This is a genomic window from Dactylosporangium sp. NPDC000521 (genome assembly GCF_042898305.1).
Classification (GTDB): Bacteria; Actinomycetota; Actinomycetes; order Mycobacteriales; family Micromonosporaceae; genus Dactylosporangium.
In genome coordinates, this window is record NZ_JBIAYW010000024.1 from 95,676 (window position 1) to 109,648 (window position 13,973).

Sequence of the window (13,973 nt, forward strand, 5' to 3'; positions counted from 1 at the left end):
GCCGCGCCCCTGCTGTGTGCACGAACTCTTCGAACGTCACCCCCGACAGACGCTTCCACGACCGCCGAATGTTCTGAAGGCCCGGAAGAAGAACACAGATCCCAGCAGCGCCAGCGCCGACGCCGCGACCAGGACCGGCGGCGGGCCGCCCGAGGGCAGGGCCCCCATGAAGTCCACCGCCGCGACGTCGTTGATCAGCATGTACCAGAGGATCGTGTAGACCGCCTGGAAGGTGCGTGCGGCGCCGGTGACGGTGCCGAGGGCCAGGGCGAGCGCCGGGATGAACAGGGCGCCGGCCGTCCAGGCGGCGAGGCCCGGCACGTCCGCGGCGAGGAGCATCCGCACCGCCGACGGCGCGGCGGTCCCGGCCGCCAGCAGTACACCTGCCGCGAACTCGGCGAGGAGACGCCGGCGCGGCCCGGGACAGGCGCCGAGGATCGCCGCCGCCTCGCGCCGGGTCCCCAGCCGCGACCAGAGGATCACGGGCCAGATCCACACGAGGGCGAGGACCGACCCGGGGTCCACCGGGGACGCGAGGCCGAGCAGGGCCAGGACCGCCGCGCCGGCCCACCACCACCAGGGCGTGCCGCGCAGCAGCACGCGGAGCTCGGCGAACGGCAGCCGCAGCGCCGACCCGGACACCACGGCCGGCGTCCGTGGGAGTCCCTTGTAGACGGTCCTCGGCTCGCTCGTGGGAACCGCCGCGGCGCGGCCGCCGGCCGCGATGTCGAACCGGTGGAACCACAGCGCCGGCAGCAGGGCGGCGGCCACCGCGAGCAGGGTGAGCGCGACCCGCCCGGACACGAACGGCAGGTCCAGCGGCAGGCCCGGCCAGTCGAACGTCCGAAGTGGAGCGTCCACGTACATCAGGCCCAGGCCGAACGAGTCGGAGGTCGCCGGCATCGTGCCCGCCAGCTGCGCCACGCCGATCCCGCCGAGCGGCGCCGACGCGGACTGGCCGCCGATGGCGCCGACCATCCACACGAAGCACCACAGGATGTTGCCGAAGCCGGAGCGCAGCACCGGCGTCGCGTCCCACAGCAGCGCCGCGGCGGCGGTCACCGCCAGCATCGGCAGCGCGAGGAACACGAACGGCGCGAGCAGCCCCGCGAGGTCGACGGTCCGCGACTCGCCGCGCAGCAGCTGGAGCGCGAGCGCGGTGACGGCGAGGGTCGCCGCCATCGAGCCGAGCACCAGCAGGTTGCTGGCGAACTTGCCGGCCAGGTAGGCGGTCGTGCGCAAGGGCGACGCGGCGAGCAGCTGGCCGACCCCGGTGCGCACGTCCCGGGCGACGGCGTCGCGCACCAGATAGAAACCGCCGAACGTGAGCCACAACGCGCTGGTCAAGGCCGTCACCAGGCCGACATAGGCGCTGGTGTAGGTGCCGCGGTAGCCGCCGGCGTCGAGCACCACCCAGCGGGCGTCGGTGGGCGGCACCGCCAGCCAGCCGAGGCTGACCGCCGAGATCAGCATCACGAGATACGCGGGGCGGCGCACCCGCTCCCGGAAGTCGGCGACCGCCAGGCCGGCGATGGCGCTCACCGGGTCACCGCCAGATAGGCGTCGGAGAGGTCCGGCGCGACGGGGGTGGCGTCCGGGGCGGGGCGCTGCGTGGCGAGCACCCGGACCTTGACGTGGCCGCCGGTGCGGATCTGCCTGGTCACCGGCATGCGCTGCTGGACGCCCGGCAGGTCGGCGGGGGCGACCGGCAGCTCCCACACGTGCCCCGCGACGCTGCGCACCAGGTCCTCGGGCGCGCCGTCGAAGCGGATCCGCCCGGCGGCCACGACGACGATCCTGGTCGCGACCGACTCGACGTCGGAGACGATGTGCGTGGACAGCAGCACGGACCGGTCCGCGGACAGGTCGCTCAGCAGGTTGCGGAAGCGCACCCGCTCCTCCGGGTCGAGACCCGCGGTCGGCTCGTCGACGACGATGACCCGCGGGTCGGCGAGCAGCGCCTGCGCGATGCCGACCCGGCGCAGCATGCCGCCGGAGTAGCCGCCGAGGGGGCGCTTCGCGGCGTGCGCGAGGTTGACGAGGTCGAGCAGCTCGCCGACGCGGGCCCGGGCGGACCGGCGCGAGAGCCCCCGGACCGCCGCCAGGTAGGTGAGGAACTCGTGGCCGGTGAGGTGCGGGTACACGCCGAAGTCCTGCGGCAGGTAGCCCAGCGCTCTTCGCAGCGGGCCGGGCCTGGCGACCGCGTCGGCGCCGTCGAAGCGGACCTGCCCGCGGGTCGGGCGGGTGACCGTCGCCGCGATGCGCAGCAGGGACGACTTGCCCGCGCCGTTCGGCCCCAGCAGCCCCACCAGGCCGGGGCCGAGCCGCAGCGTCAGGCCGTCGACCGCGCGCTTCTGCCCCTTGTACACCTTGGTGATGTCGATCAGCTCAAGCATGCGTCCAGCCTCGCGGTCGCACGTGGTGCGCACATCTGCCGAACGGGAGAGACGGTGCCCCCCATTGGAGGGTGGGATGCCGTAGCCTGTTGCCGCTTCCACGGGAGGAAAGACCATGGCCATGTCGGCTCAGCAGCAACAGCAGGCCGCGCAGCTCACCCCCTGCCGCTTCTGCAACAACGTCCCGACCGCGCAGACGAAGTTCCGCGGGCACCGGGGCATGATCATCGTGATGCAGTTCCGTCACGTCGACGGGCCGTTCTGCCGCGACTGCGGCATGGCGACGTTCCGCGAGATGACGTCGAAGACCCTCATCCAGGGCTGGTACAGCTACGGCTCGTTCTTCATCACGCCGTTCGTCGTGCTCTGGAACATCATCAACCGGCGGAAGGTCGCGAACCTCGCGCCGCCGCAGCCCTCGCCGTACGGCGGTGCCCGCCAGCCGATGAACCCCGGCAAGCGGCTGCTCGCCCGGCCGATCAGCATCATCGGCCTGTTGGTGCCGTTCATCCTCGTCTTCGGCGCCATCCTGCTCATCACACTCACCAGCGACGCGTGACCGGACCGGCTGGCAGGTGACAGGTCACCTGCCAGCCGTCGTCCCGCGCCCCGGCGCGCAGGTCGCCGCCGAGCGCCTCGACCCGCTCCCGCAGGCCGGCGAGCCCGCTCCCGCCGCCGTCCCTGGCCGCTGTCGATCCGCTGCGGTCGTTGACGATCGCCAGCTCGACCACGCCGTCCGCGGCGGTCACCGTCACCGTCACCGTGGTCGCGGCCGGGGCGTGCCGGCGGATGTTGGTCAGCGCCTCGATCACGACGTGATAGGCCGCCTTCGAGGCTTCAGCCGACATTTCTGGGATTTCAGTCATGTACAGGTGTGCCTCGGCGGGACCGGTCGCGCCGAAGTGGTCCACCACCTCCGGCAGGTCCTCGATGCCCAGGACGCGCTGCGACGCGGGCCCCCGCAGCGCGCTGACCATCCGGTCCATCCCGTCCAGGGCGCGCAGGCCGGCCGCCTCGATCTCCGGCAGACCCGCCGCCTGCGCCGCGATCACGATCCCGGTGACCTCGTGCGCGACCAGGTCGTGCAGGTCCCTGGCCAGGTCGAGCCGGTGCGCGCGGCGGGCCCGCTCCTCGGCCTCGCGCCTGCGGTGGTCGCCGAGCCGCAGATACAGCCCGGCGCCGGCCACGCACACGGTCGCCACGAACGCGGGGCCCACCAGCAGCACCGACGCCTCGACCCGGTCCCCGGGCACGTGCAGCGACATCCGCAACGGCAGCGCCGTCATCGCCACACCGACGGCGACCGGGGCAGGGGCGGGTGCCCGCCGGGCGAGCACCACCAGCAGCACCCCCAGCGCCACGAACTCGAACGGCGCCCACAACGCCGCCGGCTGTGGTGCCCCCCGGTACACCGCGTCGGCCAGCACCGACCCCGCGGCGACGGCCATCGCGGGCCGGGGCGCGCGGGCGACGGCCGCGACGGTGACGGCGGCGAGCGCGGCCGCCCCGGCCACCACACCCGCGAGGCCGGCCCGCGGCAGCGCGCACAGCCAGAGCGTCCCGACCGGCAGCACCAGCAGGAGCAGCGCCAGCACCTTCCCCCGCGCCCCTGGCCCGGCGCCTGGTCCGGTGCCTGGTCCGGTGCCTGGTCCGGTGCCTGGTCCGGTGCCTGGTCCGGCGCCTGGCCCGGTGCGCTTCGCCCCCGAGGAAGGGCGCGCCCACCCCTCCCGCTGCTGGCTCATAGCGAGCGAGAATAGTGCCGCACACCACGGGCGTCCCTCGAGTGAGGCGTTGATGCCGTATTTCCTCGTCTTTCTGCTGACGCCGATCGGCGTGGCGATCGCGTGGTACCGCCGCGACCCGCGCCGGTTCCTGGACGGCCCGGCCGAGGACACGCCGCTGCGGCTGCTGCGCTGGACGGCCGGCCTGCTGTCCCCGCACCGGGCCGAGTGGGGGCAGGCCATGCTCGGCGAGCTCGCCCACCTCGACGGGCGCTGGGCGCGGCTGCGTTTCGCGCTCGGCTGTGCCGGCGCCGCGCTGATCATGCCGCCGTGGGGCCGGGCCACCGCCGGGCTCTGGGCGATGACCGGGCTCGCCGCGGCCACCCTCACCCTCTCCACCGGCCTGGCCGTCCGCTACGGGCTGGGCGCCGGTGCCCGGGTCGCGCTCGCCGTGCTCGGTGTCGTCTGCGCCGGGTTCCTGCTCGGTGCCAGCGGGTTGCTGCGCCGGCCCGGCATCGCGCTGCCCGGCCTGCTGGGCGGCGTGTTCGCCACCCTCGTGGGGCTGCTGCTGTCCGGGTTCACCGCGACCGACCAGGTCACCTTCGTCCCGAGCCGCTGGCAGCAGTGGGTGATCGTGCTCGCGGTGCCCTCCGTCATCGGCGCCGCCGGCACCCTGTGGCGCCGGGACCCGGCCGCGGGCCGTCGCGTCGCCCGCCTGGCCGCGCTGAGCGCCGGGCTGCTGCACCTGCTGTACGCCACGGTCGCGGTCGCCGTCCTCGGTGGCGGCGGACCACCCGACGAGGACGGCGGCTTCACCGTCCGCGGCACGGTCAGCGACCGCCTCGGCAACACCGTCGTCGACCTCGCGGTCGGCACGCTGCTCATCGCGATGGTCGGCTGGGCCGCCGCCGCCCTCGCCGGCCACCTGGTCTCCCGTGCACCCGCACCGGCCGCGCCGCCCGCCTCCGGCCCGGTCCGGTCCGGTCCGGTCGGTCCGGGGGTGTGAACCCCTTGCCGGCGCGACAACCGACGCCGCGCCGGATCGCCCGCAGCGCCTGTCCTGCTACCCATGCGTGAACGCGTCGCCATCGCGGCGGGCCTCATCGTCGGCCCGATCGTGCTGGCGCTCGGTGTGCTGTGGCTGCTCACCTTCGCGCCGGGCGTCGTCACCGGCGGCAGCGTCACCACGACGGACTGCGGCACCGCACCCCGCCACGGCCAGACCTGCTGGGGCGACTTCACCCCTCGCGACGGCGGCCCACCCCGGCCGGTGAGCATCGACGACGTCGACGAGCCCGACGTGACGGTCTCTGCCGTCATGTACCCGTGGGCTCCCAGCCAGGCGTTCCGCCCCCCAGGCGGGCTCACCGCCGCCGGATCGACCGCCATGACGCTCGCCGGGGGAGCGGTCCTCGGCCACACGGTCACCCGCCTGGTCCGCACCATCCGGCGCCGCAACGGGCTCACTCCGGGTCAGCGTCCTTCTCCATGGCCTTCACGAGCGTGAGCGCTTCCTCCAGCGAGGCGCCGGTCAACTGACGGACCACCTTGACCGCCTGGATGCGTTTCCCCGACTCCGCCAGCCGCCGGGCGGATTCCATGCTCGGGTCGCCGACCGGCCGCCCCAGCTCAGCGGGCACGGCAGCCTGCGATTCTCCACCACCCGCCAAACGCCCGGCGACGATGAGCGCGGTCACCGCGACGGCGAGCGGACCCACCAGCCACGGCCATGCCTCAGCGAAGCGCGGCTGGCCCCGCCACAACGCCTGGACGACCCTGGCCAGGGAGCCCGCCACGGCCCCAACACTGCCGACCCAGAGCCAGCGCGCAAGGCGCCGCCTTCTCTCGGACTCGGGCCCTGCCCCACGTGCGACGGTGTCGGCCAGCTGGTCGACGATGACGTAGCGGACTGACAGCTTGGGACTCGGTTGATCTGCCGGAGACAGCGACTGCCCGTGGCATCCAGCCGCGTGCGTCAAGAATCTTGTTCTCGCGAATACCCGCTGCTCAAGCCAAATTATGGCCGAGTGTGGCGGTGCCCCCGGCAGGATTCGAACCTGCGACACACGGTTTAGGAAACCGTTGCTCTATCCCCTGAGCTACGAGGGCGCGGTGCACAGTGTACCGACGCCCGCGTTGACCTGCGTCGGCATATCCCGCCCCGGCGTGACCTGGCTTCGTTCGGGCTGGTGGGAGCGGGGACCGATCACACAATCGGCGTTTGCGATGGGCCGGGTCCGCCCGGTATGCCCGGTTGGCTTGCAGCGACCCGGGGTGGCTCGCTTCGCCGAGCACTCCTCGAGCCGTTGCGGGTAGTCACATGCTGACATCAGCCGCTCCCCACCGTATGCGGAGGCCGTGGCGATGGCGGCGCTCATGGACTAGCCTATTAGCTAACCGGGAGGTGTTGGTATGTCGGCGGAGGCCGTGCACTTCAACATGCATGAGGCGAAGACGAACCTGTCGAAGATCATCGAGCGTGTGGAGCGCGGGGAGGAGATCATCATCGATCGGGCGGGCACGCCAGTGGCGAAGGTCGTGCCGTTGGTGCGCCGGGTCAACCGCACCGCGATCGGCTCGCTCGCAGGGCAGCTGGACCTCAGTGGTGACTGGGATTCACCCGAGACCAATGCGGAGATCGCTGCCGACTTCGGGATCGGCGGATGAGCCTTCTGCTGGACACTCATGTCGCGTTGTGGGCCATCACGGGTGATACCACGTTGGGGCAGGATTTCCTCGATCGCCTGCGCCACGATCCGGACATCTTCTTGTCTCCGGTCAGCCTGTGGGAGATCACCATCAAGCAGTCCACCGGAAAGCTGGCCGGACCGCCTGACCTGGCAGAGCGAGTCCGTGACATGGGGTTCCGTGAATTGCCCGTCACGCACGTGCATGGCATTGCCGCCGGCCGTCTCCCGCCGCACCATCGGGATCCGTTCGACCGGATGCTGGTGGCTCAGGCGGCCACCGAAGGGTTGACGTTGGCCTCCCGGGATGCGTCCGTGGCGCTGTACGACGTGGAAATTCTCAAGGTCTGACCTGCTCGCGATACGGGTGCCCTTTGGCGAGCGGAGGCACACTCGTGTCAGCGTTGCGGCCGTTCCGCGCTGGCGCGTTCCACCCTCCGGAAAGTGGCACGTCGAGAGGTGTCGCGGCCGGGTGCCGGATATCCGCCGATAGGATGCCCGCCGTGCCCGTGTCTCGGAAGCGGAAGAAGAAGTCTCAGTCCGGCAGCCGGTCCTCCCGCCAGTCGATGGTCTCGTCGCGCGGCGGGTCCGCAGGAGCCGGCGTCTTCGGTGAGCTGTTCGAGTATCGGCAGAGGCTCGCGGAACATCGCACTGCGCTGGCCGGGGATGCCGCCGGGACGCTGATTGACGCCTTGGTCGCGAGTGCCCCAGGGCGGTCCGACGACGACCTCGAAGACGACTTGTGCATTCGCTACGGCGCGGCGATGGCCTCCTTCGAGGGCGGCTCCGTGGAGGACATTGTCAATCCGGAGGACTTCGTCGGTGCGTTGCTGTCGGCGCTCGACGAGCGGTTCCACAAGCCGGCGGAGGCCGATGCCGACGTGGCTGTTCTCCAGCGGGTGTTGGCTGTCGTCGCCGGTGTGTTGCCGTTCCCGTTCAGCGAGTCCGCGAGTGGCCTGATGTCGGCGCATCTGGATGCCCGCACGGCGAAGCGGGTCGCGCGCGGGCGTGCCGTGACCGGTCCCGTGTTGTGGGCGCGCGACGTCTACGGCACCCGTTGGGCGGTGGTCGCGCCGTTCACGTCGGACGCCGGCCCGGACCGGTGGTATCTGTGGGATGTGGACACCTGCGGCTATGAAGTGCTCACCGTGCACAGTGGCTTCCATCCTTCGGCCGAGTCCGCGGTGGCCGCTTGGCGGGAGTCGGTCGGGCAGGGCGCGGCGGGTGGAGCGGTCCTGACGGCGGTGGAGGACTCGGAGACGCTCGACGCCCTGCTGCGGGGCGAGGTCGAGGGGATACGGATCGGCGGGGAGGACGAGGAGCAGTACGCCGAGTTCCTGCGCAGCCGGCGGCTCGGCGCGACGGCGCGGAAGGCGGTGCGCCGGGTGCGTGGGCGAGCTTTCGCACGGCTGACGGCCGCCGACGCCAAGGCACAGTTCGCCCAGCGACTTCGGCAGACCGACCATCGCGGTGGGATCGTCGGCGAAGAGGAGGATGCCGGCCCGGACGACCTTGCCATGGAGCTGGCCGAGTCCTGGTCCCCGCAGGATCACCCCACGCTCTATCCGTTCTGCTCGCCGCACAAGGTCGCGGTGGCCGTACTGCACCTGCGGGACCACTACAAGGAAGACTTCGCCGCCGAACTCGTCGCGCTGCTGCCCGAATGGATCCGCTTCCTGGCAGAGCACACCGCAATGCCGGCGGAATTGACTGAGCGGTGCCTCACGTACGCCTCGGGCGAACTCCAGTTCCCCGGTATCCTCGACGACCGAGGACGGCCGAACCCTATGGCCCGGATAGCCGAGTAATGGTGGCTAAGGTCTTCCCGCGCGACCGGTTCGCGAGTCTGCTGGTCGAGGGTGCGACTCCGGGGTCATTCAGCGCGCGACGCACCGCCCGTCCCGACGAACTTCGGCTGGAGGTCACCGGCGTCGGCCCGATCACCCTGCCCGTCCCGGTCCGGCAGGCGAAAGAGCTCTGCCTGATCAGTCGGCCGGCCCGGTTCGGCAAGGGCGAGCAGACGCTGCTGGACGCCAAGGTCCGCGACACGTGGCAGGTCCCGAAGAGCCGCGTGAAGATCGACAAGCGGCAGTGGAACGCCACGCTGCGGCCCGTCCTCGAGCGTCTGCGGGCCGACCTCGGCCTTCCCGACGGATGCGAGCTGACGGCCGAGTTCCACGCGATGCTGGTGTACGCGCCGGGCCAGTTCTTCGCTCCGCACCAGGACTCGGAGAAGGCCGACGGCATGATCGGGACACTGGTCGTGACGCTGCCCTCGGCAGCCACGGGCGGTGTCCTCGTGGTCGAGCACGCCGGCCAGACCGCGACGTACCGGTCGTCGAAGGAATCACTGTCGTTCGTGGCCTTCTACGCCGACTGCCGTCACCACGTCCGGCCGGTCGCGTCGGGCTACCGGGTCGTGCTGACGTACAACCTGCTCCTCAAGGGTGACCCGGTCGCTGCGGCGGCCGGACGGGCCGACCCTGGCCTGGTGGCCGAACTGGCCGGCTGCCTGGACCGGCACTTCGGCGATTCGGACGAGCCTGCCCGCCTGGTCTACCTGCTCGACCACGAATACACCCAGCGTGGGCTGGGGTGGGCCCGCCTCAAGGGAGACGACGCCAGCCGCGCCGCGCTGGTCCGGGCAGCGGCACACGCCGCCGACTGCGAGGTGACCCTGGCCCTGGCGGAGGTGCACGAGCAGTGGAGCGCCGAGGACGCCGAGCCGTGGGAACGCTGGGACGACGATGACGAAGCTGAAACGGAGGATGACGGGGACTACGTGCTGCAGGAGCTTATCGAGTCGACGACCAGCCTCGACTGCTGGCTCGATGAGGGTGACGAGGCCACGCCCACCTCACTGATCGTCTACGACGACGAAGTATGCGCGACGACACCGACGGCGGACCTGTCGCCACACGCCTCGTCGTACGAGGGCTACATGGGCAACTACGGCAACACCCTGGAGCGCTGGTACCGCAGAGCGGCAATCGTGGTTTGGCCCCGCAGGTGGGCCTTCGCGATCCGTGCGCAGGCCTCGCCCGCGTGGGCACTCGATCGGCTCGCCGACCTGATCCGGGCGGGCGATGCGGCCGAGGCTCGTCATGCCGCCGCCATGCTCGCCTCCTTCTGGAGCAAGGCGGCGAAGACGAACGCCGAGCAGCTGCTGGGCAAGGCGCTCGCGGTCGCCCACGACCTGGACGAGCCCGGCACCTCAGCCATGTTGCTCGCGCCGTTCCAGATCGAGATGCTGGACCGCTCCCATGCCGCGGCGCTCGCCCGGGTCGCCGTGCGCTACGGCGATTCCTGGACCCGCGAACTGGTCGATGTCTGGTTCGGCCGCGATCGACCGGCGTACCTGGCACCGCAGCAACAGCGGGCGGTGTGGCTGGAGTCCCTGCCCGCCGTATGCGACGCGTTGCGCGAGGCGCCCGAGGCCGGTGTACCGGTCGGCCGGCTGCTGTCCGACGCCGCCTGGACCCCGCTGCGGGAATCGGTGGACAGGATGTTGCGATACCCCGCTCCGAGCCACCGGCACGCGGCGCTGAGTGAGCTCGGGCCGGCCGTCGCCGGTCTGCTGCTGAGCACGGCGAGCCTCGCGGCGGCGGACCTGCGCGACGAGATGGTCGCCTTCCTGAGCGTCGATGACGACGATCTGCTCGTGTGCGCCATGTCCGCGCTCCGCGCGGCCCACAGCGCCAGCCGCGATACCCGCGCCGCCGCAGGACTCGACGTCGTTTCGCGCCACTGCGCCGCGCGGCTTGCGACCCGGTTGGCCCGGCCGATCCGGTCCACTGACGACTGGTCGATCGAGTTGCCGGAAGGCTGCCACTGCGAACTGTGCCAGACCTTGGACTTGTTCCTGGCCGACGAGGCGCGGCGCTCTTTCGAGTGGCCGCTGGCAGAACAACGGCGCCGGCACGTCCACGCCCGGATCGACCAGCACGAGTTGCCTGTACGCCATCAAACCCGACGTAGCGGACGACCCTACACCCTGGTATTGACCAAGACGGAGGCGCTCTTCGCCCGCGAGCGAGAGGCCCGCCAGCGCGACCAGACCGACCTCGCCTGGCTCGGCAGAACCTTCAACGCCCGCTGACACGCTTCGCCGAGCACGCGTCGAGCCGTCGCACCATCCGAACGTGACAGGTCCGATGCGCATGGCGATCGCGACGTTCGGTGTTGACGAGTTCGCCGTTCTGCACGCGACGTGTGTGGCAGCCGGCCACGTTCCCGTCGTGTATGTGTCTGCCGTTCGATGAAGCCGAATGCCGATCTCAATGCAGGGTCTGGCTCCGGTTCGCAGGTATGCGCACGACACGGAACTGCGTACCGCTCACGCCGAGTACGCCGCGCCCCCACGACGTCATCGCGAGACTGCGGCGGTGGCGTGGAAGATCTCGGGAAGGACGTCATCGTTGGACTTGGCGGTGAAGTGAGAGCTGGTGCATGAAGGCGTTCTTCGGGTTGGTGTGGGTGCGGTACAGCGGGCTGCACGGCGTGGCGGCCAGCCAGGCCTCCAGATCGCCGAGTTCTCGTTCTCTGCTGCGGTCGGCGAGGAACGTGAACTCGGTCATGATCCCGACGACGCTGCGGTTGGCGGTCGGGGCGATCCGTCGGTTGCGCATCTGTTCGACCTCGGCGGCGATCATCGCCTGGTCGGCGCCGTATGCGGCCATGGTCGCGGCGATGCGGTCGGCGGCGCGGGACAGCGTGGTGGCGGCGGGTGCGAGGGGCAGGAGAATCGGTAGCAGGGTCGTCTCGTTGACCAGCAGTAACACGTCCGGTCGCCACGCGAACCGAGTGGCGTACCACTCACCGAGCGCGGTGGTGGACTGCTCACCCGCGCGCAGGTCCGGCGTGCCTATCCGGTCGCGGAGCTTCTTGGTCGCGCGCACGATCATCACGGCGAAATCATGGCATTGGCGCGGCGACGTCCTTCGCCGAGTACTCGTTGAGCGCCGATCAAACGTATATACTGTCAATCGAAGTTGGATATATGGGGGCTGCCATGACCAAGAAGCTCATCGACATCGACTTGGACGCACTGGCGGAGGCGACAGCGCTGCTCGGAACAAAGACGCAGAAGGACACCATCAACACCGCACTCCGTGAGGTTGCTGCCGTCCAGCGTCGCGCCAAGGCGCTGGACGAGCTGACCGAGATCGCTGCTGCCGGCGCGTTCGATCACCTGTTTGACAAGGGGAACTATCGGCCGTGAGCACAGTCCGGTTCCTTGCCGACACGAGTGCGGTGGTGCGTCTGCTGCGCAACCGGCGGGTGCAGGAGCTGTGGCAGCCGCAGCTGCGGGCCGGCGTTATCGGCATCTGCACCCTCACTGAGCTCGAGTTCCTCCGAGGCGTGCGGTCCAAGGCCGACCATGACCGGTATGCAGCGTTGTTGGGATCGGTCTTCACGTGGGTGGTGACCCCGGACGACGTCTGGCACCGAGCCGCCGAGGCCCAACAGATGCTCGCGGACGGTTCGGAGCATCAGGGACCCAGCGCGGTCGACCTGCTCGTGGCGGCGACCGCTGAGCTGTCCGGCCTGTCGCTGCTGCACTACGACCACGACTTCGAAACGATCGCGCGGACGACTCAGCAACAGACCACCTGGCTGGCGGCTCCCGGCTCGATCGACTGACCCGGGCATCGGCTTTCCGCGCGGGTGGTTACGCGGTGGGGCCTGGCACTTGCTCGTCCGCGATGTGGGCGGCGTGGAGCAAGGTGCGCCCGCTGCCGGCAGCAACCTCGCCCAGCTCCACGGTGGGATCGTTCGGGTCGAAGGTGGCTTTCTCCGCCCATCGCGTCGCTGTCTCGTCGGCGCCGATCGGCACAGGGGTGCGAGCCGCATGCGGTGCTGAGGTCATCGGTAGGTTCTCTCGATCAGGTTCAGGCACTCAGTTGACTGTGCTGACGTACAGGCCGGCGCGTTCCAGTCGGTCCAGCAGGCTCGGCTTGCGGGCGTGCTCCTGGCACAACTGGTGGATCCGGCCGCGGAACGCCTTGCGTCGGCCGTCGCGCTCGCCGAGTGCCTTCAGGTCGGCCAGCAATGCGACTGCTGCGTCGTACTCCTTGGGTTTCTTGGTGGCGATCAGGTCCGCAACTCGCTGCCACGCCCGTTCCGGGTCGGCGGCCAGCTCGTCCAGACGCTGCTCGCGGGCCGCTGCGGCCGCTGCTTCCCGGCGTGCCTGTTCGGCCGCCTTGCGCTCCTGTTTCCGCCGCTCCCGTGCTGCCCAGCGGGTCTCCGCGCCGGCCAGCAATTCGCCCACCGTACGGCCGCCGCCTGCGGTCTCGATGGTCGCGCCGCTGCTGTACCGGCGCAGCAGCTCGGCACGAAGATGTGCGCCGTCGCCGCGCAGCAGCCGGACGATGGCCTCGTCCTTGTCGGCCACCGGCAGGTGCTTCACCCATTTGGCGAGCGCCGCTTTGGAGGGCGCCTTCGTGGTCAGCGGCGCGCTGGCCTGGGCGGCTGTTTCGATCAGGTCCTCGTCCAGGCGGAGGAAACTGGCGAGGTTGCGCAGCGGACCCGACAGCGTCGCCAGGCCGGGCGGTACCGGCGGCTCCAGTGCATCCTCGTCCAGCTCCTGGTTCTGCACGCACAGCAGCCAGGCCAGGTAGAGCAGGCGGTTGTCGCCGGCGGCCAGTTCCGCCCGGACGGGGATGATCGATGCGAGAGCGGCCTCCTCCTCCCACCACTCCTCGTCGCCGTCCTCGTCCTCGCTGTGCAGGTCGAGGATCACATGCTCGCCTGCGACGAATGATGATGCGGCGTCACCCACGCAGTACGTCGCCGCGAGCGCCGGGTCCAGCAGCGATGCCGGCAGCCGTAGTGCGATCCGACGGGTGCCCCAGTTCGCGAGGTACAGGTGGGCGTCGAAGTACCGCCGCATCCAGTCGCGGGGATCGGCCTTCAGGTCGCCCCATTGGTAGTCGTTGACGAAGCTCGACGCGCTGATCCGGCCACGGGTCGACACCGCCCGCAGTTGGGCCTGCTCCGCCGCGGTCAGCGGCCGGTCGATCGCGACGAACTCGTAGTACTGGTACTCGCTCACAAGTCATCCGCCCCAGTGCATCGAGCTGTCTCCGGCTCAGTGACTCACCGCGGCAGGATAGCGGGTGCTATCAATGGTGTGACGCGCGGCGGCTGGCACGACGGCCGAGCCAGGA

15 protein-coding genes and 1 tRNA gene are annotated in these 13,973 nt (G+C 70.8%); 9 read left to right on the forward strand and 7 right to left on the reverse strand.

Translation table 11 applies throughout. From position 1 onward, the window contains the following. Window positions 1-36 precede the first annotated feature (36 nt). Both ACFY3L_RS45665 and ACFY3L_RS45670 read right to left on the reverse strand, forming a co-directional pair. Complete coding sequence (locus ACFY3L_RS45665) at window positions 37-1,542, reverse strand: hypothetical protein (RefSeq protein WP_389339602.1); 1,506 nt, start codon at window positions 1,540-1,542, stop codon at window positions 37-39. Further along, window positions 1,539-2,396: an ATP-binding cassette domain-containing protein gene (locus ACFY3L_RS45670; RefSeq protein WP_389339604.1), complete on the reverse strand. Its 858-nt coding sequence runs from the start codon at window positions 2,394-2,396 to the stop codon at window positions 1,539-1,541. The genes ACFY3L_RS45665 and ACFY3L_RS45670 overlap by 4 nt, the downstream gene beginning before the upstream one ends. Window positions 2,397-2,511: 115 nt before the next feature. Between ACFY3L_RS45670 and ACFY3L_RS45675 the strand changes: the two genes are divergently transcribed. After that, a complete protein-coding gene (locus ACFY3L_RS45675) occupies window positions 2,512-2,955 on the forward strand; it encodes a hypothetical protein (protein ID WP_389339606.1) in 444 nt (147 codons plus the stop codon). Here the strand turns inward: ACFY3L_RS45675 and ACFY3L_RS45680 are convergent. Further along, window positions 2,939-3,991 (reverse strand): sensor histidine kinase, encoded by a 1,053-nt coding sequence (locus ACFY3L_RS45680; RefSeq protein ID WP_389339608.1) that lies wholly within the window; start codon window positions 3,989-3,991, stop codon window positions 2,939-2,941. The genes ACFY3L_RS45675 and ACFY3L_RS45680 overlap by 17 nt on opposite strands. Before the next feature lie 199 nt (window positions 3,992-4,190). On the opposite strand from ACFY3L_RS45680, the gene ACFY3L_RS45685 reads away from it, so the two are divergent. Both ACFY3L_RS45685 and ACFY3L_RS45690 read left to right on the forward strand, forming a co-directional pair. Further along, a complete protein-coding gene (locus tag ACFY3L_RS45685) occupies window positions 4,191-5,123 on the forward strand; it encodes a hypothetical protein (protein ID WP_389339610.1) in 933 nt (310 codons plus the stop codon). A gap of 63 nt (window positions 5,124-5,186) precedes the next feature. Continuing rightward, window positions 5,187-5,624 carry a hypothetical protein gene (locus ACFY3L_RS45690; RefSeq protein WP_389339612.1) on the forward strand — a complete coding sequence of 146 codons (438 nt, stop codon included), beginning with the start codon at window positions 5,187-5,189 and terminating at the stop codon, window positions 5,622-5,624. On the opposite strand, the gene ACFY3L_RS45695 is transcribed toward ACFY3L_RS45690, so the two are convergent. After that, complete coding sequence (locus ACFY3L_RS45695; protein WP_389339614.1) at window positions 5,581-5,913, reverse strand: hypothetical protein; 333 nt, start codon at window positions 5,911-5,913, stop codon at window positions 5,581-5,583. The genes ACFY3L_RS45690 and ACFY3L_RS45695 overlap by 44 nt on opposite strands. 240 nt (window positions 5,914-6,153) lie before the next feature. Continuing rightward, a tRNA-Arg gene (locus ACFY3L_RS45700) sits at window positions 6,154-6,226 on the reverse strand. A gap of 303 nt (window positions 6,227-6,529) precedes the next feature. Between ACFY3L_RS45700 and ACFY3L_RS45705 the strand changes: the two genes are divergently transcribed. The 4 genes from ACFY3L_RS45705 (at window position 6,530) to ACFY3L_RS45720 (ending at window position 10,903) form a co-directional block, all read left to right on the forward strand. After that, window positions 6,530-6,784, forward strand: coding sequence for a type II toxin-antitoxin system Phd/YefM family antitoxin (locus tag ACFY3L_RS45705; protein WP_389339616.1), 255 nt, complete (start codon window positions 6,530-6,532; stop codon window positions 6,782-6,784). Then, window positions 6,781-7,155: a type II toxin-antitoxin system VapC family toxin gene (locus ACFY3L_RS45710; protein ID WP_389339618.1), complete on the forward strand. Its 375-nt coding sequence runs from the start codon at window positions 6,781-6,783 to the stop codon at window positions 7,153-7,155. Before ACFY3L_RS45705 ends, ACFY3L_RS45710 begins: the two co-directional genes overlap by 4 nt. A gap of 152 nt (window positions 7,156-7,307) precedes the next feature. Continuing rightward, window positions 7,308-8,612: a hypothetical protein gene (locus ACFY3L_RS45715; protein WP_389339620.1), complete on the forward strand. Its 1,305-nt coding sequence runs from the start codon at window positions 7,308-7,310 to the stop codon at window positions 8,610-8,612. Then, window positions 8,522-10,903, forward strand: a complete 2,382-nt coding sequence (locus ACFY3L_RS45720; protein ID WP_389339622.1) for a 2OG-Fe(II) oxygenase — start codon at window positions 8,522-8,524, stop codon at window positions 10,901-10,903. The genes ACFY3L_RS45715 and ACFY3L_RS45720 overlap by 91 nt, the downstream gene beginning before the upstream one ends. A 313-nt stretch (window positions 10,904-11,216) precedes the next feature. Here ACFY3L_RS45720 and ACFY3L_RS45725 read toward each other — a convergent pair whose 3' ends face one another. Continuing rightward, on the reverse strand, window positions 11,217-11,708 hold the full coding sequence (locus tag ACFY3L_RS45725) for a DUF6933 domain-containing protein (protein WP_389339700.1): 492 nt from the start codon (window positions 11,706-11,708) through the stop codon (window positions 11,217-11,219). Window positions 11,709-11,815: 107 nt separating this feature from the next. On the opposite strand from ACFY3L_RS45725, the gene ACFY3L_RS45730 reads away from it, so the two are divergent. Beyond that, entirely contained in the window at window positions 11,816-12,025 is a 210-nt protein-coding gene (locus tag ACFY3L_RS45730) for a type II toxin-antitoxin system VapB family antitoxin (RefSeq protein ID WP_389339624.1), read from the forward strand. Beyond that, window positions 12,022-12,447, forward strand: a complete 426-nt coding sequence (locus tag ACFY3L_RS45735) for a PIN domain nuclease (RefSeq protein ID WP_389339626.1) — start codon at window positions 12,022-12,024, stop codon at window positions 12,445-12,447. Before ACFY3L_RS45730 ends, ACFY3L_RS45735 begins: the two co-directional genes overlap by 4 nt. A 256-nt stretch (window positions 12,448-12,703) precedes the next feature. On the opposite strand, the gene ACFY3L_RS45740 is transcribed toward ACFY3L_RS45735, so the two are convergent. Then, complete coding sequence (locus ACFY3L_RS45740; protein ID WP_389339628.1) at window positions 12,704-13,858, reverse strand: hypothetical protein; 1,155 nt, start codon at window positions 13,856-13,858, stop codon at window positions 12,704-12,706. Window positions 13,859-13,973: the final 115 nt, after the last annotated feature.